Source organism: Bacillus sp. GW823-FHT06A10, from assembly GCF_058795375.1.
Genome location: NZ_JBXAHT010000005.1, coordinates 43,499 through 69,063 on the forward strand (window position 1 = coordinate 43,499; position 25,565 = coordinate 69,063).

The 25,565-nt window shown below is 36.3% G+C and carries 24 protein-coding genes; 5 read left to right on the plus strand and 19 right to left on the minus strand.

Features of this window, described 5'->3' with window-relative positions:
* Window positions 1–108: 108 nt before the first annotated feature.
* Complete coding sequence (locus AC1Q8M_RS25175) at window positions 109–312, minus strand: hypothetical protein (RefSeq protein ID WP_001268332.1); 204 nt, start codon at window positions 310–312, stop codon at window positions 109–111.
* Window positions 313–483: 171 nt separating this feature from the next.
* Between AC1Q8M_RS25175 and AC1Q8M_RS25180 the strand changes: the two genes are divergently transcribed.
* Window positions 484–1,635, plus strand: a complete 1,152-nt coding sequence (locus AC1Q8M_RS25180; RefSeq protein ID WP_000128016.1) for a VanZ family protein — start codon at window positions 484–486, stop codon at window positions 1,633–1,635.
* A gap of 53 nt (window positions 1,636–1,688) precedes the next feature.
* Here AC1Q8M_RS25180 and AC1Q8M_RS25185 read toward each other — a convergent pair whose 3' ends face one another.
* The 6 genes from AC1Q8M_RS25185 to bdhA all read right to left on the minus strand — a co-directional run bounded on the left by AC1Q8M_RS25185 (window position 1,689) and on the right by bdhA (window position 7,971).
* Window positions 1,689–3,005: a D-arabinono-1,4-lactone oxidase gene (locus tag AC1Q8M_RS25185; protein WP_098365813.1), complete on the minus strand. Its 1,317-nt coding sequence runs from the start codon at window positions 3,003–3,005 to the stop codon at window positions 1,689–1,691.
* Entirely contained in the window at window positions 2,993–4,165 is a 1,173-nt protein-coding gene (locus AC1Q8M_RS25190; protein WP_000373758.1) for an amino acid deaminase/aldolase, read from the minus strand. Before AC1Q8M_RS25190 ends, AC1Q8M_RS25185 begins: the two co-directional genes overlap by 13 nt.
* Before the next feature lie 107 nt (window positions 4,166–4,272).
* Entirely contained in the window at window positions 4,273–5,274 is a 1,002-nt protein-coding gene (gene sph / locus AC1Q8M_RS25195) for a sphingomyelinase C (protein WP_098365811.1), read from the minus strand.
* A gap of 76 nt (window positions 5,275–5,350) precedes the next feature.
* On the minus strand, window positions 5,351–6,202 hold the full coding sequence (gene cerA / locus AC1Q8M_RS25200; RefSeq protein ID WP_000730997.1) for a phospholipase CerA: 852 nt from the start codon (window positions 6,200–6,202) through the stop codon (window positions 5,351–5,353).
* 253 nt (window positions 6,203–6,455) lie between these two features.
* On the minus strand, window positions 6,456–6,800 hold the full coding sequence (locus tag AC1Q8M_RS25205) for a potassium channel family protein (RefSeq protein ID WP_000948035.1): 345 nt from the start codon (window positions 6,798–6,800) through the stop codon (window positions 6,456–6,458).
* A gap of 118 nt (window positions 6,801–6,918) precedes the next feature.
* The gene (gene bdhA / locus AC1Q8M_RS25210) at window positions 6,919–7,971 is read right to left on the minus strand and encodes a (R,R)-butanediol dehydrogenase (RefSeq protein ID WP_000645827.1); all 1,053 of its coding nucleotides are present in this window, start codon (window positions 7,969–7,971) and stop codon (window positions 6,919–6,921) included.
* Between the two features lie 225 nt (window positions 7,972–8,196).
* Between bdhA and AC1Q8M_RS25215 the strand changes: the two genes are divergently transcribed.
* Complete coding sequence (locus AC1Q8M_RS25215; RefSeq protein WP_000873271.1) at window positions 8,197–9,351, plus strand: MFS transporter; 1,155 nt, start codon at window positions 8,197–8,199, stop codon at window positions 9,349–9,351.
* A 16-nt stretch (window positions 9,352–9,367) separates the two neighbouring features.
* Here AC1Q8M_RS25215 and AC1Q8M_RS25220 read toward each other — a convergent pair whose 3' ends face one another.
* The 12 genes from AC1Q8M_RS25220 to AC1Q8M_RS25275 form a co-directional block, all read right to left on the minus strand.
* Window positions 9,368–9,697 carry a hypothetical protein gene (locus AC1Q8M_RS25220; protein ID WP_000964465.1) on the minus strand — a complete coding sequence of 110 codons (330 nt, stop codon included), beginning with the start codon at window positions 9,695–9,697 and terminating at the stop codon, window positions 9,368–9,370.
* Between the two features lie 21 nt (window positions 9,698–9,718).
* Window positions 9,719–10,060 (minus strand): hypothetical protein, encoded by a 342-nt coding sequence (locus AC1Q8M_RS25225; RefSeq protein WP_000665754.1) that lies wholly within the window; start codon window positions 10,058–10,060, stop codon window positions 9,719–9,721.
* Window positions 10,061–10,378: 318 nt separating this feature from the next.
* Window positions 10,379–12,778, minus strand: a complete 2,400-nt coding sequence (gene inhA2 / locus AC1Q8M_RS25230; protein WP_098365810.1) for a M6 family metalloprotease immune inhibitor InhA2 — start codon at window positions 12,776–12,778, stop codon at window positions 10,379–10,381.
* Window positions 12,779–13,160: 382 nt separating this feature from the next.
* On the minus strand, window positions 13,161–13,808 hold the full coding sequence (gene fsa / locus AC1Q8M_RS25235) for a fructose-6-phosphate aldolase (protein WP_098855741.1): 648 nt from the start codon (window positions 13,806–13,808) through the stop codon (window positions 13,161–13,163).
* A 34-nt stretch (window positions 13,809–13,842) separates the two neighbouring features.
* Window positions 13,843–14,769: a ribose ABC transporter substrate-binding protein RbsB gene (rbsB, locus tag AC1Q8M_RS25240; RefSeq protein ID WP_000758975.1), complete on the minus strand. Its 927-nt coding sequence runs from the start codon at window positions 14,767–14,769 to the stop codon at window positions 13,843–13,845.
* 14 nt (window positions 14,770–14,783) lie between these two features.
* Window positions 14,784–15,719, minus strand: coding sequence for an ABC transporter permease subunit (locus AC1Q8M_RS25245; protein WP_001074641.1), 936 nt, complete (start codon window positions 15,717–15,719; stop codon window positions 14,784–14,786).
* Between the two features lie 2 nt (window positions 15,720–15,721).
* Complete coding sequence (gene rbsA / locus AC1Q8M_RS25250) at window positions 15,722–17,206, minus strand: ribose ABC transporter ATP-binding protein RbsA (protein ID WP_002163845.1); 1,485 nt, start codon at window positions 17,204–17,206, stop codon at window positions 15,722–15,724.
* Window positions 17,207–17,224: 18 nt separating this feature from the next.
* On the minus strand, window positions 17,225–17,620 hold the full coding sequence (gene rbsD / locus AC1Q8M_RS25255; RefSeq protein WP_000716151.1) for a D-ribose pyranase: 396 nt from the start codon (window positions 17,618–17,620) through the stop codon (window positions 17,225–17,227).
* Window positions 17,617–18,513, minus strand: coding sequence for a ribokinase (gene rbsK / locus AC1Q8M_RS25260; protein ID WP_001132865.1), 897 nt, complete (start codon window positions 18,511–18,513; stop codon window positions 17,617–17,619). The genes rbsD and rbsK overlap by 4 nt, the downstream gene beginning before the upstream one ends.
* Window positions 18,514–18,526: 13 nt before the next feature.
* A complete protein-coding gene (gene rbsR, locus AC1Q8M_RS25265; RefSeq protein ID WP_000104054.1) occupies window positions 18,527–19,498 on the minus strand; it encodes a ribose operon transcriptional repressor RbsR in 972 nt (323 codons plus the stop codon).
* Window positions 19,499–19,635: 137 nt separating this feature from the next.
* Window positions 19,636–21,249, minus strand: a complete 1,614-nt coding sequence (locus AC1Q8M_RS25270; protein WP_000437647.1) for an MDR family MFS transporter — start codon at window positions 21,247–21,249, stop codon at window positions 19,636–19,638.
* A gap of 19 nt (window positions 21,250–21,268) precedes the next feature.
* On the minus strand, window positions 21,269–21,727 hold the full coding sequence (locus AC1Q8M_RS25275; RefSeq protein WP_098855743.1) for a MarR family winged helix-turn-helix transcriptional regulator: 459 nt from the start codon (window positions 21,725–21,727) through the stop codon (window positions 21,269–21,271).
* Window positions 21,728–21,996: 269 nt separating this feature from the next.
* Here AC1Q8M_RS25275 and glpT point away from each other — a divergent pair, with 269 nt between their 5' ends.
* The 3 genes from glpT (at window position 21,997) to AC1Q8M_RS25290 (ending at window position 25,560) form a co-directional block, all read left to right on the plus strand.
* Complete coding sequence (gene glpT / locus AC1Q8M_RS25280; RefSeq protein WP_000466388.1) at window positions 21,997–23,346, plus strand: glycerol-3-phosphate transporter; 1,350 nt, start codon at window positions 21,997–21,999, stop codon at window positions 23,344–23,346.
* 281 nt (window positions 23,347–23,627) lie between these two features.
* Window positions 23,628–24,647: an ABC transporter ATP-binding protein gene (locus AC1Q8M_RS25285; RefSeq protein WP_098855745.1), complete on the plus strand. Its 1,020-nt coding sequence runs from the start codon at window positions 23,628–23,630 to the stop codon at window positions 24,645–24,647.
* Complete coding sequence (locus AC1Q8M_RS25290) at window positions 24,634–25,560, plus strand: ABC transporter ATP-binding protein (RefSeq protein WP_090978408.1); 927 nt, start codon at window positions 24,634–24,636, stop codon at window positions 25,558–25,560. Before AC1Q8M_RS25285 ends, AC1Q8M_RS25290 begins: the two co-directional genes overlap by 14 nt.
* Window positions 25,561–25,565 lie beyond the last annotated feature (5 nt).

A 25,565-nucleotide genomic window follows, 5' to 3' on the forward strand; every position in this document is an offset into this window, starting at 1 on the left:
GAGGGGAAAAATGATAAAGTGGAACTTTAATCAGCTCTCATCAATCGGGCTGTTCACAAATAACGAGATAAGGCCCCTCTTACTTTTCATACTGTAAGAGGGCTTCTCTTATGCATACACTTTCTTCTCTTGACAATACAAACGAATAACATGTTTATTTTGTTGAAATACATCATGCGTCAGACGAATAATAATAAAGTTTCTTTTTGTTTGATCATCATGAACAAAAATCTGTTCTCCCTCCTGAAAACGCCATGCACTTTCAAAAGTCGTAATATGATCCCCACTTACAGAAAAAAGTTCATATCGCATCTCTTGTACCCTCTCTCAACTTATATAATCATAATATCCTCATATTAAATTTATTATAACTTAATTCCTATAAAATCAGTAATTATTTCTATTTCGAAAGATTTTAACTTTGTATTTAAATATTTTTGGCGCTATAATGATAAACGAATTTTCATTGAAAGGAGTTTTACTTTGACTGCATATTTATTTCCAGTAAAAACAGCATTTATTTTATTTCCCTTTTTAGCAATGTTTCTTTTAATCCCTTTTTTAATATTTAATTATCGAAAATACGGTTATTTAAATAAATGGCGCTCATTTATTTTATACTCATTATTACTTTACTTATTAAATGCCTATTTTCTTGTTATTTTGCCGTTACCACAAACGTTTGATACTTGTAGCCTACAACCAGCTAATACACAACACATGCAACTCTCACCATTTTATTTCATACAAGAGATTAGTAGTCATACATCGGCAGTTTTAACGAAACCAGCTACTTATTTCTACTTATTAAAAGAGTCTGCGTTTTTACAAGTTGCATTTAATGTTCTATTAACTATTCCATTCGGTATTTACTTACGTTATTATTTCCGACGTAGTTTCTTACAAACAATTTGCATTTCCTTTTTCCTTTCACTATTTTTCGAGCTAACACAAGTGACTGGATTATACGGTATATACAATTGTGCATACCGATTATTTGATATCGATGATTTGTTTTTAAATACATTAGGTGGCGTAATTGGTTTTATCATTGCCCCAATATTTACGTACTTCCTTCCGAAGACAAATGAGTTAGATAGTCATATTGATTTGGAAACGAAACCAGTCGGATTCATTCGTCGCCTTATCGCGATGCAAATTGATTGGATTTTCTTATCTATCGTCGTACCTGTCGTTAAAAACAAAGGAAATTCTTTCTTCGTTTCTAATATGCAATCTTACACGAATATGTATGAACTCATTTTCATTACGTGTTCAATCCTTATTTATTTTATTCTTATTCCATACTTTACAAATGGAAAAACAATTGGGAAAGCATTGCTCCGCATTCATCTGAAAGGAAAATCAGATCGTATTACATTAAAAGAACTATTTATTCGCTACGGTATATTTTATTTTGCGTTAGGCGGAATCAATTATATTCTTTCTAGTAGCTCTATGTTAAATCATACAGAGCCTTTAGTATTACTCGTTACATTGTTATTCCTATTTATCATTAACGGCCTATTTATTATTCATGTTTTACTGCATGTATTTAGCCGTGATAAACTACTATTTTATGAACATATTAGTCATACAAGAAATGCAATTACGCTAAAAAAAGCTGACAAATAATTATTTGTCAGCTTTTTCATATACATAATTTGAAACTTTAATCAGTGGGGGTCTTACTGCCCGGCAAATAGCGGGATAAATAACTTTTCTGCATAAGGATTAAAAAACATTCCAAGTTCATCTAGAGACTTCCTCGCCTGTAAAAACGAATGAAACTCTGGATATATATCTTGTAATTGCTCATACGATAATGTATGCATTTTCCCCCAATGCGGACGCCCTTCATACTTCAGAAAAATTTTTTCCACTTCGCCAAAGTAAGCAGCATATTTCATACCTTTATACATATGAACAGCGATATACGCTGAATCTCTTCCATAGGCTGGACTAAGCCATATATCATCACCCTTCACATAGCGGCATTCGATCGGGAAGTGCACCTTATACTTTTTCTTTTCAATAAGATTTGAGATTTCTTCTACCACAGTCCTCATATACTTTGAAGGAATGCTATACTCCATTTCATAAAATGGTACCGTACGTGATGTAGCAAATACTTCATAGCTCGGGCCAATTATTTTTGTGTTTGGTACAGCCTTAGCTGATAATCGACTCACTCCTTTACTTATAGAAGGAAACCATTTACACCCTTTAGATAGCAAAGAGAACATCCTATTTTCAAGTAACTCCACCTTTAGTTTATGCCATTTCAAATCACTGCCTGTATTCGTTGTTTCGTTCGTAAGTTTTACTTGTACTTCATCAGAATAAGGAAAAACGAAAAATTCAAAGTGACGATGCTTCTTATACTCTTCTAGTTTGTTCATTACAGTAGATAATGACTGTTTTTCACTTTCATAAACGAGTGAATACGCTAGAATAACCTTCAATTTTATCTTTACAATGATACCTAACATTCCAAGTGACAACTGAAACGCTCTCCAATATTCTACGTTCTCAGCTTCCGAACAAACTATACTCTCACCATTAGATAAAACGGCCGTAATCTCTATAACTTGTGTTGATAAACTCCCAAAGGTAATACCCGTTCCATGAGTCCCCGTACTAATCGCTCCTGCAATAGATTGTGAATCAATATCCCCTAAATTTTCTTGCGCATAACCTTTTTCCTCAAGTAACTTCCCTAAATCATATAACTTTGTTCCTGCCCACACTTCAGCGACCATCTTCTCTTCATCAATATTCACAATGCCCTTCAATTCATCTAAAGAAACTAAAACTTCTTCGGTTTGCACAAGGGGTGTAAACGAGTGTCCTGAACCAACAACACGAATTTTCCGCCCCTTTTTTCGTGCAAGCCCCACTACTTCTACTACATCTTGTATACTTTCTGGATACATCGTATAATGCGGCGTTCCTTCTACATTCCCTGTCCAATTCCTCCACTTTTGTCCCTTTATAGAAAGCATTGGCCATCCCCCCGATATGTTGAATACTCCCCAACAATCTCTCCTTTTTTAACACGATACAAAAAAGGAAAGCGCTCACATAATTCACCAGCCTTACTATGACGAAACAAAATGGACTCTCCTATATCCACTCGTTCCTCGCCGCTATAAAAAATTGGCGTTTGTACCTCGCCAGCACCTTCTAAAGCTAATAGTTTTGCACCCTTCGGTCTCCAAACTTCAGGCTCTTTATCTTTTCCAACTGCTCCTGAAGCAATATATCCACCACCTAGGCAAGTGTAAATAAACGGGACTGGTTTACGCACAACTGGTAAAGCAAATCCGACCGCTGGATGAAATTTCACCTCTTTATAATAATCAAACAGCTTCGGAGAATAAAAAGCAGAACCTATTGTAATCTCTGAAACTGAATTATCTTTCTCAGTTGTTTTTATGCTTCCTGTTCCGCCTCCATTTACAAACCTTAGCTCAATACCAAGTTTTTGTATTGCTTTTACAATATATTCTCTTCTTTCTTTCACTTCTAGCACTGATTTCTGCTTTAAATACGAAATCACTTTACTCTTCAGCCATTGATTCGGTATATGGTCTCCCACCCCAGCAATTTGAGCTTCATAACCCATCACACCATCTAACATTAAATATGATGACCTTCTCACCTTTTCTACTACTTTCAACGCATCCTGCACATTTTTTACTGGGGATCTTTGTACACCAAAATGAAATTGAAAGAAACGACTACTCATATCAATATCCAAACAAACACGAAAACATCCTCTAGATTTCTCAGCAATTTTTTCTAAATACACAATATGCTCTTCACAATCCACCATACAAGTTATAATGAAACCTTTCTTTGTTAGCAAACTAATTTCACACAAAGCTCTTTCATCATAAGCAGGATATCCGAGCAATAAATCATTAAATCCTTGTTCTATTAAAAATAAAACCTCTCTAGGTGAAAAGCACATAATACCTTGAAATCGATCATTTGCAGCTAAAATCTTTTGCATAATCGGAACAGAACGTAACGATTTACTCGCTATACGAATCTTCTTATTTCCACTTAACTCTATAATCGATTGAATATTTCTATCTAAAGCCACTTCATCCAAAAATGCACAAGGTAATGGAACTTCTTTAAAAATTCCTCGATCCACATTTTTCTCTCCTCTTTTCAATATGTCTTATACATATTGGAAAGAAAGTATGATTTTCCTGTTTGCAAATAAAAAAAGTTTCTTCTTTACGAAGAAACTTTTTGAAACTACTTCATAGAAATAGTCGCCTCTACTGGATAATGATCAGAGTAATCATTATACGTATATTTTTGGAACCACGATGTAACAGTCCATTGTGGAGATTTCGGCTGTAACACCTTATTCTCTATATACGATGGGTTCGCATGGTCTTTGCTTGCAATAATATAATCTAAATATTCGGCAGGACTATCAGGGAAATTATATTTTGCAATACTGTTTGTCGTTGCATCCCAAGTCGCTGTATGTCCAGTATAAGATGGTACAGAAGCGTTCAATGTTTTAAACATAGATGCATACTCTGAATCATTATTGTTCTCTGCATTTATCTTATTTACGTTCATATCACCACCAATTAACACATACTCATTATTTGGTATATTTTTATTTTTAATAAAATCTTGAATTTCTTTTAATTGGTTCGTACGTACAGATGCTGGTGAAGTTTTTCCGCACATACTATCTTCAGCCTGCAAATGCGTCCCAATCACGTGAACGAAACGATCATTTTTCTTAATTTTCGTGTATACAAATCCTTTATTCGATAAATTATCTGGCCCGCATCCTTTTGCAAATACATATTGAATCTTTTCAGCGATTGGCCATTTGCTCACAATCGCAACGCCACCATCTTCAGGAGTTGAAGATGAATAGTTTCCTAACGTTTTATCCCATTCGCTTTCACTACTACGACCTAATACTGCTGTTTGATTTGGATATTCTTTCTTCAAATTGCCTAATAAACGATCTGAAGCACTATTATCAAACACTTCATTTAATATAACAACATCTTGATTCTTTATATAATCTGCCGCCCCGATTAAATCAGCACGCTCAGTTTGTCCCCAGTTCGGATATAAGTTTGTTGATAGCATATATACATTATGCGTCATCACTTTTAATGTATCATTTTGATTTGTAGATGCTTCTGCTTGAGCTGAAGTTCCGCTATATAAAGCTCCTAAACCAACCCCTAAGCTAAGTACACCTTTTAGCAATTTACCTTTCACGTTTCATACCTCCATGTATTGTATAGTAATAAAAAGGCCAAATACTCTATTCTGAGATTTGACCTTTTTCAAATACTTAACGATTTCCGTACGTATCAAACCAAAGCTGAATGTATCCAGCAGTAACACGTTGTGCATCCATTAAACGCTTACCTGTCATTGGTGTAACTTCAGCGCGCCATTTATCTGCATATTCTTGTGATACAGCTGCTCTTACGAACCAATCTTTCGTATTATCATTTACAATGCCAGCGTAATCTTGTTTCGCAACTACTGCCGCTCCATGAATCCAATCTTCTGGATTCGTACCTTTCCAGTTCCAATACCCATTTCCATCCGTTACTTTATAATTATCTTTTATCGTATCTACAAAGTTTTCATATTTAGAATGGAATCCTTGTGGATACGAAAGGTTCGTAAAGTTTGCAGCATGCATTGGTTGGTTTACATCCCCTAAATAATGAAGAGATAATCCTAAATAGAAGAATGCTTGTTTCATATCTTTATTTTTGTAAGACTCACCAGCTAATTTAAAATATTTAGCTCCAGTTTCCTTTGCCTGCTTTGCATATGGAATATAAGTTTTCCCATTGTCAGGGTCATAGAAATGTGAAGCAAATGTGCTATTATCATAATAAGGATTTTCATAGTCAGCAGCATAAATACCGTTCTCTAACTCAGTACGCCATTCATTTAATAGTGCAACTCGATCTTGTTTTACAAGTGTTGTATTACGAGACATAATATCAATTGCACGGTTTACAATCCATAAATGAGAATTCACGCCTTCTTTATGTTTATCTTCAGCAGACCAGCGCGGAATAACTCCAAATCTCTGTCCCCCATCATTTTCATGAGCAAATGCAACACTTTGTAATGGAGCAACTAATGTAATAGCTGCCGCTAAAGCAAGTACTTTCTTTTTCATATAAAATCCTCCATTTTATAATTGAATTATTGTAAACATTTTGTTAGGATCCTATGATGTCGTCCGGTTAACCTATGACTAGAATATCCCACCTTTCACGAAATTTCTATCACTAAATTAAAATATGCAAATGTTCATATCATTATAACTTTATACATAGTGAATATAATGAATGAATACACTTTCATTTTAATAAACTATTATTAAGGCTTGTCTAAACTAATGTAAAAAAAGAGTAAAGCACCCACATGCTTTACTCTTTTTTTCTATTCGATAATATACTTGGCAATTGTACATTAACTGCCAACTTATGTATAAATCCAAACACTAATCCGATCCCTATAAATATGTATAATATCGTAAATATCTTTCCGAAGTCAGTTTGGGGACTAAATTGCCCATCACCGACAGTAGTCAGCGTCACAACGCTAAAATATAAAGCATCCAGAGGACGTAACCCCTCCACTGTACTATAAAAGATTGTACCAGATATTAATGTCAAAATTGTTAATACGAATAACACTTGAAATTCTTTATCTTTCCATGCTCGCAAACAAGCTTTTAGCATCCGTTTCAATGTCAATATAAATGAAAGCATTAGACTTCCCCTTCCAAACAAAATACCTTTAGTTACAGGAAAGTCTATCACCTTTCTGTACAGAAAAAAAGTAGCCCTCTTCTATTTCTAGAAAAGGGCTACTTTTTTCGATTCTATCTTATTTAGGTGAAACAAGAATTTTCACTTGGGTTTTATCTTTTACAAGTGCTTCAAATCCTTCTTCAACAACTTGATCCACTGTAATTTTTTTCGTAATTAATTTCTCTGCTTGAATTTGTCCAGAGCTAATTAATTTAATAACAGCTGGGAAGATGTGACGGTATCCTAAAATACCAATAACTTCTTTTTCTTTTAATACTAAGTTATTTGGAGTAATTGTTGCGTCTTTTTCCCATACACTAACAATTACAGTTTGTCCTTCGAAGCTTGTACTTTCAATCGCTTGGCGTAGTACAACTTCAACACCTGTTACTTCAAAGCTAACATTTACACCTAAACCATTTGTTAAGTTACGAATTTCAGCTAACACATCTTGAGTTGCTGGGTTTAATACATAATCCGCACCTGCTAATTTCGCTAACTCTTGACGTTCTTTAGAAAGTTCAACTGCAATAACAGGAGTTGCTCCTGCTGCTTTAGCTGCTTGGATAACAAGAAGTCCAATTGGACCGCAACCAAATACCGCTACAGCTTCCCCTTCTTTTAATTTACTTTGACGTACTGCATGAACTGCTACTGCTGCTGGTTCTACAAGCGCACCTTGTTCATACGTCATTTCATCTGGAATGTGATGAACCATATCTTCTGGTACTACTGTATATTCAGAGAAACCGCCGCCTTCTCCGCCAAGACCGTGGAAAACAAGTTGTTCACAAACATTATAATGTCCATGTTTACAAGCTTCACATTTACCACAAGAATAAATTGGCTCTACAACAACGCGGTCTCCCACTTTATGAGATGTAACTCCTTCACCAATCTCTATTACCTCACCACTAAACTCATGACCTAAAATAACAGGTGCTTTCACATGTGTTAATGGATGTTCTTCTGTTGGAATAAAAATAGGCCCTGCTAAATATTCATGCAAGTCTGTCCCACAAATACCACACCATTTAACTTTGATTTTCACTGTTCCTGGTTTTACTGTTGGTTCTGGTACTTCTTCTACTCGTACATCACGTTGATTATGCCAAAGTAGTGCTTTCATTTTATACATCCCTCTCTATGTATATACTTAACCTGGTGAAGTTTACAACTCTATTATAATACTTCTATCCATATATTTCAAAAAAACAATCACGTTCCCACTAATTTTTTACAAATAACGTTCAATATTTTGTCACTTTGTACTTTTTTCCACATCTGTTAATTCAATTTCATTGCAGGTGAAATTAGCATTGTGCCATAATAGCATAGGAGAGGTGAATATCGCTTGAAATATTTTATTTACTTTATCGTTATCGTGGCATTTTTAGATACATTTTCACAATTACCTATTATGAGTACTTTCGCTCAAAGCCTTGGAGGAACTCCTCTTATTATCGGTCTAGTTGTCGGTATGTACTCATTCGCTAATATGATCGGTAATATTATTGCTGGAGCCGCTGTCGATAAATTTGGTGCAAAAAAAATCCTTTATATAAGCATGGGAATTACGAGTTTCATAGTCTTGTTATACACCGTTGTTCAAAGTGGTGAACAACTATTAGTTGTGCGCTTTATGCATGGATTTAGTGATGGCTTTTTAATTCCTGCTGCCTTTACATTTTTATCAAAACAAACAAATGCAAAAAGACAAGGAAAAGCAATGGCTCTATCTGGTGCTGCTGTTGGAACAGCCGCAATCGTAGGACCTGCTTTCAGCGGTATTATGAAAGCAACAGCTGGCGTAGAGTGGGTCTTCATTACTATTTCTATTTTAATGGCTCTTGGTACGATCGTATCTTTATTCTTCTTACCAAATAACGTATCAAGAAAAGATACATCAAGAACGCAAATGATGAACAAAGAAGATATGGTTGAACTTTTAAAATCAGAACCGTTATTACAAGCATATATTGGTGCTTTCACATTAATGTTTTCACAAGGAATTGTCACTTATATGTTACCAGTAAAAGTTGAGGCATTAGCGCTTAAAGCATCCACAACAGGCATGATGTTAAGTGTATTCGGTATAACTGCTATCCTCTTCTTCTTGCTTCCAACAAATCGTATTTACGATCGATTTAATCGTTCGAAACTAATGCTAATCGGAATTGCAGTTATGGCATTCGCATTATCTTTACTCGGATTATTTGCTACAAAAGGTATGCTCTTTATCGTAATGATGATTTATGGAATTGGATTCGCAATCCTCTTTCCGTCTATTAACGCTTTACTCGTTGAAAATACTACAGACGATAATCGTGGAAAGGCATTCGGATTATTTTATGCCTTCTTCTCATTAGGAGTTGTTGCTGGCTCCTTTACAGTCGGCGCAATCGGAGCATCACCTAGCATCAGCTTCATTATCGGGACAGCATTTTTATTAACATTTGCTGGGATGATTTATGTAAGAAGCAAAGTAAAAAAGACAATGATGGGATAATCCATCGTTGTCTTTTTTAAAATGCATATTGATATAATCCGTAATATAATGGAAGCGTTGGAATAATGCCAATTAATTTAAATATAAAAGGTAATGGCTCATCTCGCTCTTCATATAAACGAAAAACAAAAACTGCAGTTAAAGTCCAAATGACACTAAACAAGAAGATACATTTCCAAACAATTGAGGTTAATATTTGTATATCAAATACAAAACCAAAAAGCCCTATCCACGTAATAATAGATACTACAAAGTCAAACTTTTGAATTGGTGTTTGAAACATACCCCTTACTAACGAAATAATAGCTAACATTGCTACAATAACTAAATATATTTTCCAAAGCATAATGATAATCTCCTATTCAATTTAACTTTTAACTTTCAGCAAACCATATTTAATAAACAATATAGCATTATATTTTTCATAGAAATAATACAATGGATAACAAAATAAAAAGAAAATAAGTACAGTTGGTACATTGTCTACAATAGAAAAATATTTTACTAGTAATTCCTTAATACTCTCTCCAATAATAATAAACAATGGAATTATACAAATCATCGCTAATATTAAACATGGTGTTACCCTGATTTCTTTCAACTTCACCTTACAATGTGGACACCTTAATGAAAAAGGATGCGGGAGATCAATAATATGCTGTACAGTAATATCCCCTTCACACTGTGGACATTCAATAACTTCTTTCATTTATCGCTTACTCCTTTCTATCTATAAAAAGAGCCCTATTGAATAGAATTCTTTTTTGCCCAATATATTACTTTTGTGTATAACCAAATAACAATGTAAATAAATTGAGCCGTAAAGGCAATAATACATCGCTTCTTTTAAAAAGAAAGTTTATAAATACCGACGATACTTCGACAATTTCCTCGGAAATATTTCCTTTCCCCACATAATTTGATACACTACACATGAATAAACACTTGTATTACATAAACTAAAATAATAACTTACTGTACAAATTAAAAAGCACACTCTTCATATGAAGAATGTGCTTTTATGTTATTAACGTTTAATCCAAACAGCGCCTGCCGATTTATCTTCTGCCTGTCCAACAACTTGGAATTTAAGTCCAAGGTTTGGAACTTTTCTTCCTGCATCTGCAATTTGCTTGTTACTATATACTTTTGAATCATCAAAAGTTGTAACACCTTGTAATCCAGAATAGTTAAACTGACCACGTGTTAATGAATTTACACTCCATGCTGGTGTTTTATCAAATGAAAATGCAGCATCTGCAATTTGCATGCCCGTATTACCATATGCTGGTTTTCCGTTTAAATTACCAACTAGCGCTTCTGGATGAGAATCTACAACACCAAGGAATCCTTCACCTGGATGCACCCCAACCCAGTTATCTTTGAAACTATCATCTGCATACCAAACGACAAGACCTGTATTATACACTGGACCTTTTCCTGCTTTTAAACCATTATCTGATCCCGCATAGTTTCTCCACTCTAAGTAGTAATAATGAGCTTTCTTCTCTGTCCCATCAGAAACAACAAAACCATTTAAATTCATTTTAGACTGTCCTTCTGCATCATCAGAAAATACAACTTGTCCATCAACAGTTACATTTACATTGTCCATCGCAAAACCTTTATATGTTACAGCCGGATCTGTAATATAGTCTAATTGTAGTTTCACTTTTTTGCCTTTAAATTGACTTAAATCATATGATTTATCAATCCATTTCCCATCTGTTGTATCTTTATCTCCTTGGACTACTTTTTCTCCAAGTCTATCAATTAACGTCTTCGTTCCATCTTCTGTTACTGCATGTACTTCGACGAAATCGCACTCTGCTTCTAACTCATAATTTGCTTTATAATCGAATTTTGCATTTGTTCCTTTTGTTAAATCAAAGAAAGGTGTCTCTAACGTTGTATGCATATCATCGCCTCTTGTACTATAATATGCATGCTTTCCAAACTCCGGTTTAATCGTTTCAACACTTTTACCTGGTAAGTTAACACGTACAACGCCTGGACGATTTGATTTCGTAACACTTTGATCAATATAGGTAGGAACTCCCACACCACTCTTAATTTTATCGTAATCTACTTCTAATATTTTTGCCCAGTTGCCACCCATATTCTTTTGTAAGAAGTCTTTATTTTGTGGTGAAAAACTTGTCGGCTCCGTTCCTGCGATTTTTCCTGTCCAACTACCTCCACTCATTAACGACCAAGCTTCGACAGGTGAACCATTTCCAGTATATTTCGTGTCATATTCATCTGGTAATCCAAGATCATGTCCAAATTCATGCGCAAACACACCTACAGCTCCATCTTCTGGTTCAATTGTGTAATCATGTGCTGCTACTTTTCCACCAAAGTAATCTACTTTTGATTTTGTACCTTCAATCGCTACTGGATCTACTGCTAATTTTGAACGATGTGACCAGATCGCATCATCACCTAATTTACCACCACCTGCTTCTTGACCAACACCAGCATGGATTACCATTAAATGATCAATTACACCGTCAGGTTCATTTTGATTCCCATCCCCGTTTGTATCATATCTATCAAACTGATCAAACTGAGATAAATCTAGTCCTCTCTCAGCAGCTGCATGCAAAGCTTCTTTCACTAAATCACGTGCACCTTTCGGACCTTTATTATCGTGACCACTGCTACCATCAGCTCCATAATCAGATGCTTTTCCTGGAACTGTTAGCCACTCCGTTACATATCCGTCTGTCGTATAACTACCACCAGACTGCTCTTCATAGTATTGTTTAAACGTTTTTACTTTTGAACCATCAAATAATGTATAAGGCTCCTTACCGAACAACATCTTTTGATAATGTTCTCTACTAAAGTCTTTCGAATACATATAACCTGGTGTTTGATCAATATTATTATGTTTATAATCACTAAATTCAACGAGTAGCACTAATACTTTATCCGATCGAACAGATCCTTTATATGGAGCTTGCTTTGCTTTTGAAGTTGGAACTTGCCCATTTAATTGCTTTTTATTTGGTTCTGGCTTTTGCTCAAGATTAATATTTTTTTCAGTCTTTTTTACATTTTCCTTTTCTTCCATCTTTTTCTCTTTTACTTTTTTTGTGAAATCAGACGTTTCTTGTGAGTGAGCATCTGGAAGAATTTCTTTGTTCGCCTGATCTCCTTGTTTCTTTTCAATATATTGCTCGACAGCCTTTTTCGTCTCTTCTTTAGAAGATGCTGGATTAATTGTTCCTCTTTCTTTCAAAGCTTCCGCTAAACGATCTTCTTGAATTAAATTGTAATCAATTGGCGTTGTAGACACATTCTCTTTCTCTTTTGCTGGCGTTTCTGCATATGCTAACGGCGCACTCATTACAGATGTGCATCCGATAATTGCTGCAATTGCTAATGATGACAACACTTTAAATGGGGCTTTTCTTCTCATTCCATTTCTCTCCTTTTATAAAACTTAAAATTCAGATAAATCGGTGCGTTTTTGTCGAAATCTCTGTTTACTACCCTCCCTATATAAAAAGACATAATTCTATAAACATTAAACTTTCTGTTATAGAATCATGCCCTCCAGTTTTCTGGTCAGACCCTCTATCTGTTTATCCCTTGGTTCAACTAATAATCAGTGTGCTGATGAACAAAGCCCGCACTGATTAAAGTTTCACTTTATATCGAAATATGAAAAATAAAGAGTTATGTGATATATATTAAATATCTTATATAACAAATTTAAAAGACAATATGCAAAATTGCATGAAAATTCTTTTAAATAAAAAAGAATCCTAGTCAATTAAACTAGGATTCTTGATTTTCTATTATTTCTCTTGTGTTTTTTCCCAATCAACTAAGAATTTCTCAATTCCTTGATCTGTTAATGGGTGCTTCACTAATGAAGCAATTACGTTTGCTGGGATTGTTGCAATATGTGCACCGTTTAATGCTGCGTCAGTTACGTGAACGCTGTGACGTACAGATGCTGCAATGATTTCTGTTTCGATGCCATGAATTGCAAAGATTTCTGCGATTTGACGAATTAAATCCATACCGTTATGACCGATATCATCTAAACGACCTAAGAATGGTGAAACATATGTTGCACCAGCGCGAGCTGCAAGTAATGCTTGAACTGCTGAGAATACTAATGTAACGTTTGTACGAATTCCTAAATCTGAGAATGCTTTTACTGCTTTTAAACCTTCTGTTGTCATTGGAACTTTTACAACAACGTTTGGAGCAATCTTCGCTAATTCTTTTCCTTCTTCAATCATTTTATCAGCTTCTAAGCTAATTACTTCTGCACTTACAGGTCCTTCTATAAAGCTGCAAATTTCACGAATACGCTCATGGAAATCTACGCCTTCTTTTGCTACAAGTGATGGGTTTGTCGTTACTCCAGCTACTACGCCTAATGCATTTGCCTCTTTAATTTCGTTAATGTTTGCTGTATCAATAAAAAATTTCATTTGTTATTCTTCCTTCCTAATTTTCATTTTATATTTATTTATTTTTCTTAATAAGCTCTAATTCAATCGGAATAGATTTGTCCACTTTTTTACCTTGTGTTATCTCTTTTGCTGTTTGCATCGCCTTCTCTCCGATTAATTCCGGTTTTTGAGCGACTGTTGCAGCCATACGCCCATCGTTAACCGCTTTCACAGCATCTTCTGTTGCATCAAATCCAACAACTACTACATCTGTTTTTCCAGCAGACTTCAATGCTTCAAGTGCACCTAATGCCATCTCGTCGTTATGCGCAAACACGGCTTTAATATCACCATTTGCTTGCAAAATGTTTTCCATAACAGATAATCCTTTCGCTCTATCAAAATCAGCCGCTTGTTTGGCAACTACTTTTAAAGACTTATCGGCTACGTTATGGAATCCTTTCCCACGTTCACGAGCAGCAGACGATCCAGGGATTCCTTCTAACTCAGCAACGTTTGCTCCTTCGCCGACTAATTCACGAATGTAATCACTAGCCATTTGACCACCTTCGATATTATTAGATGCAATGTGAGAAACAACCTTACCTGAATTCGCAACGCGATCTACTGTAATAACAGGAACATTTGCTGCATTTGCCGCACTTACCGCTGAAGCAACAGCATCTGAATCGGTCGGATTAATAACAACTACATCGACACCCTTTTGAATTAAATCTTCAACATCGTTCGTTTGCTTCGCTGCATCATTTTGCGCATCAACAGCAATCAATTCGATGCCGCTATCTTTCGCTTTCTTTTCTGCACCCTTTTTCAAAGTTACAAAGAAGGGATTATTTAAAGTTGAAACAGAGAATCCAACTTTAATAGTTTTATTTCGACCTTTATCGCTAGAATCCTTTGCCCATTCTGGTGGTTCCATTGAACAACCAGCAGTAATGACCATAATACATGCAACGAGTATAAGTAACCATTTCTTCATGAACTGTCCCTCCATTACGCTTCTTTTCGGCGATCAATTAATACAGCTAGTAAGATTACAAGTCCTTTTACAACTTGTTGGAAGAAAGAAGATACACCTAATAAATTTAAACCGTTATTTAGTACACCGATAATTAGTACACCGATGAATGTACCAACAATCCATCCTCTTCCCCCAGAAAGACTTGTTCCACCTAATACAACTGCTGCAATTGCATCTAATTCGTAAGAAGTACCTGCAGTCGGCTGTGCAGAATCTAGTCGTGATGTTAAGACAATACCTGCAAGCGCTGCCAAAATTCCGGAAAGACCGTAAATCATTACTTTAATTCTCGTAACATTAATACCTGATAGTGCTGCTGCTTCTTCATTTCCACCAATTGCAAATGTACGACGGCCAAATGTCGTTTTCTTCAAAATGAAGTACAGTACTGCGAAAGCGATCATCATTGTAACAGCTGGTACCGGAATACCAAGAAAATAACCGCGGCCAAACATTTGGAACATTAAATGATCACCAAGACCAGTGATCGGACGTCCGTCCATATAAACAAGCGTCAACCCACGAAAAATAGTCATTGTTGCTAAAGTTGCAATAAATGGAGCTACTTTTCCTTTCGCAATGATGATACCGTTTACAATTCCCATTACAAGACCTGCTAATAGTCCAACTGCCATTGCAAGGAACGGATCCATGCCACTTGCCATCATTCCAGCAACAAGTGCACTTGATAATGCTAAAATAGAACCTACCGATAAGTCAATACCCCCTGTTAAAATTACAAAGGTCATTCCGAATGCAATAAGCGCATTAATCGATACTTGACGCAGTATATTAAATAAATTTGGAATTTCAATGAACGCTGGATTTAAAGCTGTAATTACGACGATAATTAATACTAAACCGATTAAAGAACCGAGTTGTTGTAATACATTCCCCTTCTTAGCCATCCTTACTCTCCCCCTGTAGCTAGTGCCATAATAGACTCTTGTGATGCCTCATCTTTCCCTAAAATGCCGCCGACTTTTCCTTCATGAATAACAAGAACTCGATCACTCATTCCTAAAACTTCCGGAAGCTCAGATGATACCATAATAACGGCATCGCCTTGCTCAGTAAGCTTATTCATGATAGAGTAAATTTCTTTTTTCGCTCCAACATCGACACCTCTTGTTGGCTCATCTAAAATGAGTAATTGCGGATGAATGCCTAGCCATTTTGCGATTACAATCTTTTGCTGATTTCCACCAGAAAGAGATTTCACTGCCTGCTCTCCGCTAGATGCTTTCACATTAAGAAGCTTCATCATATCCTCTGTAAACTGTTGTTCTAGCTCGTTGCTTAGAACACTTCCCTTTGAAAGACTTTCTAAATTCGGTAAAGCTAAATTTTCTCGAATTGAAAAATCTAACACTAATCCTTCAGACTTTCTATCTTCTGTAATGAAAGCAATTCTTTGTCTAATTGCATCTATCGGACTATCAATCTTTACTTCTTGTCCATTTATAAAAATTTGTCCAGAATCTAAAGGTTCATAACCAAATATCGCTTTCATAATATCAGTGCGACCAGCCCCCATCAAACCAGCTACACCAAGGATTTCACCTTTCCTCACTTGAAACGAAACATTTTCAAATTTCCCTTTCTTCGTTCCGTTACGCATTTCAAAAATGACATCACCGATTTGACTATTTCGCTCTGGGTAACGTTCACCAATGCTGCGCCCCACCATCATACTCACTACTTCATCAAATGATGTTTCTGGAATTAATCTCTTTCCAACGTATTCTCCATCACGCAAAATCGTAATGGCATCACATATTGAGAAAATCTCTTCCATACGATGCGAAATATACACGAATGAAACACCTTCTTTACGTAACTTATTGATTACTGTAAAGAGCGTTTCGATTTCACGATCCGTCAGTGCCGCAGTAGGTTCATCCATAATAATAACGCTCGCGTTTGTCATTAACGCTTTCGCAATTTCAATAATTTGCTGTTGTCCAACCGATAGTTCCTCTGCTAACATAGCACCTCTTACATGCAATCCTAGCTCTGCTAGTTGCTGCTGCGCAATCGCGTTCATTTGTCGAGTGCGTAAAATACCTGTTTTCCCATACATTAACTCTTTACCAAGAAACATATTTTCAGCTACTGTTAAATTCGGCAATATGTTTAGTTCTTGATGTATAAATGCGATGCCGTACTCTTCAGCTTCTTTCGCATTTTTAAAGGTGCGCTCTTGCCCATCAATCGTGATTGTCCCACCATCTTTTTTGTATACACCTGTTAAAATCTTCATGAGCGTTGATTTACCCGCTCCATTTTCCCCCATCAATGCATGGACTTCTCCTGTTTCAATCATAAACTGTGCATTCTTCAAAACAGGATTGCCATTGAACGCCTTTGAAATGTTTTTCATTTCAATATGCATTCCCATCACTTCCCTTTATTAAAAAATCACGCCTGCATGTAAAATTACATTTGCATAAGGCGTAGCCTCGCCTGTACGAATAATCGCCTTCGCTTTCTTTGTATGCTCTTTAAATTGTTCATGAGATACATACTCAAATGCTGGCTCTATTAATTTTTGCTCGATCTCTTTATTTACTTCCGCATTATTTATAATGACTTCTTCTGCTAACGTCACTTTTTCGATTGCCATATCATCGGCTACAACTTGTAACACCTCTAAAAAACTCGGTTTTCCAATCTCAACAGCTAAATCAATTCGTTTTACTCCATCCGGAATCGGTAACCCGCAATCAGCAATTACAACCGTATCTGTATGCCCAAGTGAAGCAAGGACTGCCGCGATTTCACTGTTTAATACACCATGCTTTTTCATCCAACAATCACCTGCACTTCACGTACTCGATCTCTCGTTGGCATACCGCCCTGTGCTCCAAGTTTCGTTACAGAAAGACCACCGGCAATATTCGCGAAACGAATTGCTTTTTGAAGTGTCTCTCCTTCAGAAAGTGCAACTGCTAACGCACCATTAAATGTATCACCAGCTCCAGTTGTATCCACTACATCAACAGCAATGCTAGGAACATGTACAATCTCCGTGCCATTATGGAAACGAACACCGTTAGAACCTTCTGTCATCAATAATTTATTTGGATACTTCGCCAATAAATCTTCAATTGGTGATGTAAAATCATCTAATACGATGCGGCACTCATGTTCATTTGGCGTAATATAAGTTGCTTTTTCTAAAATTTCTTCTGATAAAACTTGTGCTGGCGCTGGATTCAACATAACAGGAATATTATGTTCCTCACAAATAGCCAATACATATTTTACTGTTTCAAGTGGAATTTCTAGTTGAAGAACAACCATATCCGCTTTTACAAGAAGGTCTTTGGAGCGATCTACAACTGACTTATTTACAAGAGCATTTGCCCCTTGTACGACAACAATACTGTTATCTTCTTCTGCTAAAACGATATGAGCAATTCCTGTCGTTCTATCTGTAACCGGTACCACATAATCGATAAAAATGCGTTCGTTCTCTAAATTTTTTCTAACTACTGTTCCATAATCATCATTTCCTACCGCTCCAACCATTGCTACATTTGCTCCTAACCTAGCTGCAGCAACTGCTTGGTTTGCCCCTTTCCCTCCTGGGATTGTATGAAACGCTTCACCAATTACTGTTTCTCCTGCTTTCGGCCGTTTTTTTGAAACAGCCACTAAGTCCATTGAAATGCTTCCTACTACTGCAATATTTGGCATCTGTTTCATCTCCTTACTTCGTTGTATTTCGTTCTATAATTTCAATCGGCAAACGATAGTGTTTCTCTTCTAATGTATTTCCTTCCATTTGCTCTAATAACAACTCTGTTGCAATTTTCCCCATTTCATATATCGGTTGTGCAACTGTTGTAATAGATGGATACATCATTTCTGTTAAAGAAATTCCATCAAATCCGATAATTTGTAAATCATCTGGAATGGCAATCCCCTTTTGAAGTGCAGCCTTTACAATACCAATCGCAATTAAATCATTCCCAGCAACAATACCATCAATATGCGGGTATTCTTCTAATAATTCCATCGCTACACGCTCACTATTTGCTGGCTCAAACGTACTCTCCGCAATCATATACGAAAGGTTATTTTGCGTAATAACGTCTACAAAACCTTCAAAACGTTCATTTGCAGTACTCACATCACGTGGACCGCGAATATGTGCAATATGTTTACATCCTTTATCTAGTAACAGCTTTGTCGCAGCCTGACTTCCTGTATAGTTATCTGCATATACAGTAGGAATACGCTCATTAAACATACGGTCAATCGCAACAACCGGGACAGATAAATTCATGTAATTAACACTATTTTGTGGATTTGTTGCTACAATAAATCCATCTACATTATTTTGTCTAAGTACATCAATGTATTGTTTCTCTTTTTCTAAACTTTCATCAGAGTTACAAAGGACAACTGTGTAACCTTGTTTATGTGCTACATCTTCTACGGCACGTGCAACTTCTGGAAAGAACGGATTCACGATATTTGGAACAACTAAGCCAATTAAACGAGACTTTTTATTATACAGTGAACGCGCTACTGTACTAGGCTTATAATCTAACATCTCAATTGCACGCTCTACCTTTTTTAATGTATCTTCGTGAACATATCCATTTTTATTTAAAACTCTGGAAACGGTCGCAACAGATACTCCCGCTAATTTCGCAACGTCTTTAATCGTACTCATTCTCTTTTCTCCTCATTTCATGTAACCGTTTACAGAAAATAATATAACGTATTTCTAAAAATACGTCAATCATTTCTCACTAAAAAGCTTTTAAGGTTATACTCAAAAAAGCACCGCCATAAGGCGATGCTTCTTCATTACGAGTATGATACAGTTTTTTCTTTTTCTTCTACAGCAGGCTCTTCAGCATCTTTTTTACGATCTGATAGTTTAATTTTTTGTAAGAAAATCGTAAAGATGGCACCTACTACGATAAATACTAATCCTGTTAAGAATACAGTATGAAGCGAGTCTACTAAAGAGTTTTTCAAAATAGGTACAATGCTGTTAGCAAACGCTTCTGGCATTTGTTTTAATGCCTCTGGGCTAAATAGCATCGAATATAAACCTTGTGGATCTGTGTGAATCATATCTTTAAATTTCGTTACCATTTGTCCCGCTTCTTTCGGGAATGTATCTAATACAGGTACTAATTTATTTGTTAACGTTGTACCTGAAGTGTTATTCATAATTGATCCTAAAATTGTAATACCAAATGTTCCACCAATTTGACGGAAGAACTGACTTGATGACGTTACGACACCAAGGTCTTTTTTCGGGAAGCTTTCTTGTAACGCTAATGTTAATGTCGGCATTACAAGACCCATTCCTAAACCGATAACCATCATATAAGAAGTAGCTGTAAGCTTCGTTGTGTGCATATCCATCGTTGTTAATAACCAAAAACCACCGGCCATAATAAGCATACCTGCGATAATTTGTGGTTTTACACCAACTTTTAATACAAGTTGCCCACCGATAATACTCATTACAATCATTGTAATCATCATTGGAGTCATAATTGTTCCTGATTCAGCAGCACTTACTCCTACAATACCTTGCATGAAGAATGGTACGAACATAATCGCGCCGAACATTCCAATACTCATAAAGAATCCAATCGCATTCAGTATTGTAAATGTGCGATTTTTAAAGAAATGCATTGGTAAAATCGGCTCTTCAGCTTTCGTTTCAACAATAACAAAGCTAACGATACCAATTACAGCTAGTGCGAATAAACCGATAATTTGCCAAGAATCCCATGCATAATCTTTTCCGCCAAACGTTAGCGCAAGTAATAAACTTACAACACCTAGAATCATTGTAAAGATTCCAGCGATATCAATTTTAATTGGTCCTGTTTGTTTATGTGATTTTAATCCCATTGCAATAAAGATTGTTGCTAAAATACCAACCGGTAAGTTAATGTAGAATACCCATCTCCAGTTCACTGCATCTACAATCCAACCACCAACTTGCGGTCCAATTACAGAAGCAAGACCGTATAACGCACCAAAAATACCTTGCCATTTCGCACGTTCTTTTCCCGTGAACATATCTCCAATAATAATCATAGCCATTGGCATCATAATACCGCCACCAAGACCTTGAATACCACGGAAAATAATTAATTCTGTCATACCATTCGCCATACCACATAACGCCGAACCAATCATGAAAATAACTAGCCCTGTTATATATACGTTACGACGACCAAGTAAATCCGCTAATTTACCTGCAATTGGTACAACTGTCGTTGATGTTAACATATAAGCTGTCGTTAACCATGTCATTAAACTTAATCCGCCTAGGTCACCGACGATACGTGGCATTGCTGTACCAACAATTGTTCCATCTAATGCAGCAAATAGCATCGCGATTACTAAACCGATTAACAACAACTTTCTATTTTGATTTTCTTGTTGCTCCATGTAATCTCCTCAATTCCTCTTAGTTATTCTCTTTTTTCTCTTGTGTCCCGCAAATAATGGTTGCTAACTTCTCAAAGAGACGTAATAAATCTTCTCTTTCTTGCAACTCTAAATGTGAAAAGTATTTTGCAATATGCTCGTTGCGAGCTGTCATTGCCTCTTCTACTCTAGCTTTCCCCTTTTTCGTTAACTCGATGATGACAACACGACGGTCATCTTTGTCGTGATAGCGTTCTACAAGTTCTTGATCGATTAGACGATCAATCATCACTGTAATCGCGCTAGGCTTCACATACATCTTTTTTGCTAATGTTGTCGCTCTTGAAGCCCCATAATGATCTAAAATCTTTAAAATATAAAACTGCGGTGGTGTAAGTCCTGTTGCTTGCATTTGTTCTAATAACTCCGTCTGCATTTTCTTTCCAATCGAAAAGGCAAGAGCTTGAATTTTATCGATATGCGTCATATCATTTGGCATGTTATCCACCTCTTATTTAAACAATAAAATATTTAACGTATTTAAATATTAATCCCGCGAACAAAATCCGTCAATACTTTTATTCATAAAAACGTTTACATTTTTGTCACAAAGTTGTATAATTTTCGACGAAGTTAATATTGACAGTCACGGAGAAACGGAGTACACGGCTATGAATCATAAAAAAGGAAACTTTTTTATATTTCATGGCCTTTTTATATTCTCTGTCTTAAAACGCTTCGAATTAATTAGGGGAGGATTTTCATTTTATGTTTTTCACACAATTATTTAAACCTGCGCCCCACGCGGAACGCTTACCAGCTGATCGCGTTGATAGCGAATACCGTAAATTACGTTTACAAGTATTCTTAGGTATCTTCATCGGTTATGCAGGTTACTACTTTGTTCGAAAAAACTTTTCACTAGCAATGCCATACTTAATCGAACAAGGCTTTAGTAAAGGGGAACTTGGGGTTATCCTTTCAGCAGTATCTATCGCTTACGGATTAAGTAAATTCTTGATGGGTATCGTATCCGATCGTTGTAATCCTCGCTACTTTTTAGCAGCTGGGCTATTTTTATCAGGTATCATTAATATTATTTTCGGCTCATTTTCTTTCATTACAACGAGCATTATACTTATGTTTGTACTTCAGTTTTTAAATGGATGGGTACAAGGTATGGGCTGGCCTCCTTGTGGTCGTACGATGGTTCACTGGTTCTCTATTAGCGAACGTGGTACAAAAATGTCTATTTGGAACGTCGCTCATAATGTCGGCGGCGCGCTTATGCCTTCTCTTGTAACATTAGGCTTATACTTCTTTGCAAATGACTGGAAAAGTATTTTTTACTTCCCAGGTATTCTTTCAATTTTAGTTGGTATTTATGTATTAATTACGATGAAAGATACGCCTCAATCTTGTGGACTACCTTCTATTGAAGAGCATACTGGAGAATATCCACCAGATGAGAAAATAAAAGATCGCGAACGCGAACTTTCGGCAAAAGAAATTTTATTTAAATACGTACTAAACAATAAGTTTTTATGGTACATCGCTATTGCGAACGTTTTCGTATATTTCGTACGTTACGGCGTTGTAGACTGGGCTCCTACTTATTTAGTAGAAGAAAAAAGCTTTACTCATAGTAGCTCACGTACTGCTTACGCTCTATATGAATGGGCTGGTATTCCAGGTACACTTCTTTGCGGATGGATGAGTGATAAACTATTTAAAGGACGTCGTGCACCTGCTGGTATTTTATTTATGGTTGGTGTATTTATCGCAGTTCTTGTTTACTGGTTAAACCCTCCTGGTAATCCAATGGTTGATAGTATCGCACTTGTCGCAATTGGATTTTTAATTTACGGACCGGTTATGTTAATTGGTCTACACGCTCTAGACTTAGCACCAAAGAAAGCTGCTGGAACTGCAGCAGGCTTAACTGGATTCTTCGGTTACTTAGGCGGAGCTGCTTTCGCTAGTGCCGCTATGGGCTTTATCGTAGATGCATTCGGATGGGATGGCGGATTCATCTTATTACTTGCATCTTGCATACTTGCAATGTTCTTCCTTGCCCTTACTTTAAATACAGGGTCAACAAAACAAAAGCAAGCTTAAGTACAAATATTATACTTATCAAAAAAAGAGAGACCATTCTTTCCAGAATGCCTCTCTTTTTTCTACATATAAATCTTTTTTCTTACAAAAGATTCATTTTCCTCTCATATATATGTTAGCGCTTCCAAATAACTTCAACACCTAATACAACTGCATTCCACTTTTATATAAAAAGATTTTTGAATATTTTTTCAACTTATCCTTGTCAAACATTGTCAATTTATATTAAAATAACAACATACAAAATATTTAGTCTTTTCAGAAAAGATGGAGGGATAGCCATGAAGAATCCACTTCTTCGTATTGAAAACTTGCAAACTTCCTTTCGTATACAAGATCAGTATCATGCAGCAGTTGATGATGTATCCTTAACTGTTCATGAAAATGAAATTGTTGCTATCGTTGGTGAGTCAGGATGCGGAAAAAGTGCACTTGCCCTTTCCATTATGCGACTGCATAATGAAGCAAATACAAAATTACAAGGGCAGCTTTACTATAGAGATAAGGACTTACTTAGCATGTCAACCGCCGAAATAAATAAAGTACGCGGTTCAAATATCGGAATGATTTTCCAAGAACCTCTTACAGCACTCGATCCTCTTATGACAGTTGGAAAACAAATCGAAGAAAACTTAGACTACCACACAAGCCTTTCAAAAGTTGAAAAGAAAGAACGCACCTTAGAACTACTCCATCAAGTTGGTATTCCAAAACCAGAACTTACATATAAACAATACCCACACGAATTATCTGGCGGAATGAGACAAAGAATTGTTATCGCAATTGCAATTGCTTGTAAGCCAGGGCTCATTATTGCAGATGAGCCAACAACTGCACTTGACGTAACCATTCAAGCGCAAATTTTAGATTTATTACGTTCCATTCAAGAACAAACGAAAATGGGCATCATCTTAATTACACACGATTTAAGCGTCGTGGCCGAAACCGCTGATCGTATCGTCGTTATGTATGCAGGACAAGTTGTAGAAACAGGAACAGTCGAAGAGATTTTTAATAACCCTCTTCATCCATATACTCGTTCCTTATTAAATTCAATCCCGTCTGCATCTGCTGAAAAAGAAAAATTACATGTTATTCAAGGCGTTGTACCGACATTAGCTAAGTTACCTCGCACAGGTTGTCGATTCCAAGCACGGATTCCATGGATTAGACCTGATCAACATGAAGAAAATCCCGTTTTACATGAAGTAAAACAAGACCATTGGGTACGTTGTACTTGCTACAAGCATTTCAACTTCCAAGATAAGAAAGGAGATGACGTAACTCATGGCACTGCTTAAAGTAGACGATTTAAAAGTACATTTCCCAATTAAAGGTGGTTTCTTCGGACGTACATTAGATTACGTGCGCGCTGTCGATGGCGTAAGTTTTGAATTACAACCGGGTGAAACATATGGAATCGTTGGTGAATCTGGTAGTGGTAAATCAACAACAGGTAAAGCAATTATGCATTTAACGAAAGCGACAAATGGTAGCATTCATTTTAACAATAAAGACTTAACAAAGTTAAGTCGCTCTGAGCTACGTGAACAACGAAAAGATATTCAAATGATTTTCCAAGATCCCTATTCATCATTAAATCCGAAAAAACGTGTTCTCGATATTATCGCTGAACCTCTTCGGAATTTTGAGAAGCTCTCACCTGATGAAGAACGTAGAACCGTTCAAGAGTATCTTAGTATAGTTGGATTAAATCCAGAATCTGTTTATAAATATCCACATGAGTTTTCTGGTGGACAAAGACAGCGAATTGGTATTGCACGGGCACTTACATTAAAACCGAAGCTTATTATCGCGGACGAACCTGTATCTGCACTTGACGTGTCGGTACAAGCTCAAGTTTTAAACTTCTTGCAAGATTTACAAGCTGAACTCGGACTAACATACTTATTTATTAGTCATGATTTAGGCGTAATTCGCCATATGTGTGACCGTATCGGTGTTATGTATCGCGGACGCATCGTTGAAGAAGCAACAAGTGCAGAAATTTATAATAATCCACAACATATTTATACGAAGCGCTTAATATCAGCTATTCCTGATATTCGTCCTGAAAACCGCGAACAACAACGTAAATTACGTCGTGAAGTAAGCGCTGAATACGAAAAATCATACGAAAACTATTTCAACGAAAATGGTCGTGCTTACGATTTAAAAACAATCTCGCCAACACACCGGGTGGCATTACCTTAAGGGAG

Bases quoted from the DNA above. Each gene is read 5' to 3' on its own strand.
- rbsR (WP_000104054.1), bottom strand. From the start codon at position 19,498: ATGAGTACGATTAAAGACGTTGCGAAATTAGCGGGAGTATCTGTTGCG.
- AC1Q8M_RS25225 (WP_000665754.1), bottom strand. From the start codon at position 10,060: ATGAAAGAAGTTATTGAATGTCCACAGTGTGAAGGGGATATTACTGTA.
- AC1Q8M_RS25175 (WP_001268332.1), bottom strand. From the start codon at position 312: ATGCGATATGAACTTTTTTCTGTAAGTGGGGATCATATTACGACTTTT.
- fsa (WP_098855741.1), bottom strand. From the start codon at position 13,808: ATGAAATTTTTTATTGATACAGCAAACATTAACGAAATTAAAGAGGCA.
- AC1Q8M_RS25220 (WP_000964465.1), bottom strand. From the start codon at position 9,697: ATGCTTTGGAAAATATATTTAGTTATTGTAGCAATGTTAGCTATTATT.
- AC1Q8M_RS25285 (WP_098855745.1), top strand. From the start codon at position 23,628: ATGAAGAATCCACTTCTTCGTATTGAAAACTTGCAAACTTCCTTTCGT.
- rbsB (WP_000758975.1), bottom strand. From the start codon at position 14,769: ATGAAGAAATGGTTACTTATACTCGTTGCATGTATTATGGTCATTACT.
- AC1Q8M_RS25205 (WP_000948035.1), bottom strand. From the start codon at position 6,800: ATGCTTTCATTTATATTGACATTGAAACGGATGCTAAAAGCTTGTTTG.
- inhA2 (WP_098365810.1), bottom strand. From the start codon at position 12,778: ATGAGAAGAAAAGCCCCATTTAAAGTGTTGTCATCATTAGCAATTGCA.
- cerA (WP_000730997.1), bottom strand. From the start codon at position 6,202: ATGAAAAAGAAAGTACTTGCTTTAGCGGCAGCTATTACATTAGTTGCT.
- AC1Q8M_RS25245 (WP_001074641.1), bottom strand. From the start codon at position 15,719: ATGGCTAAGAAGGGGAATGTATTACAACAACTCGGTTCTTTAATCGGT.
- AC1Q8M_RS25275 (WP_098855743.1), bottom strand. From the start codon at position 21,727: ATGCCAAATGATATGACGCATATCGATAAAATTCAAGCTCTTGCCTTT.
- rbsK (WP_001132865.1), bottom strand. From the start codon at position 18,513: ATGCCAAATATTGCAGTAGTAGGAAGCATTTCAATGGACTTAGTGGCT.
- AC1Q8M_RS25185 (WP_098365813.1), bottom strand. From the start codon at position 3,005: ATGCTTTCTATAAAGGGACAAAAGTGGAGGAATTGGACAGGGAATGTA.
- glpT (WP_000466388.1), top strand. From the start codon at position 21,997: ATGTTTTTCACACAATTATTTAAACCTGCGCCCCACGCGGAACGCTTA.
- bdhA (WP_000645827.1), bottom strand. From the start codon at position 7,971: ATGAAAGCACTACTTTGGCATAATCAACGTGATGTACGAGTAGAAGAA.
- rbsA (WP_002163845.1), bottom strand. From the start codon at position 17,206: ATGCATATTGAAATGAAAAACATTTCAAAGGCGTTCAATGGCAATCCT.
- AC1Q8M_RS25270 (WP_000437647.1), bottom strand. From the start codon at position 21,249: ATGGAGCAACAAGAAAATCAAAATAGAAAGTTGTTGTTAATCGGTTTA.
- rbsD (WP_000716151.1), bottom strand. From the start codon at position 17,620: ATGAAAAAGCATGGTGTATTAAACAGTGAAATCGCGGCAGTCCTTGCT.
- AC1Q8M_RS25290 (WP_090978408.1), top strand. From the start codon at position 24,634: ATGGCACTGCTTAAAGTAGACGATTTAAAAGTACATTTCCCAATTAAA.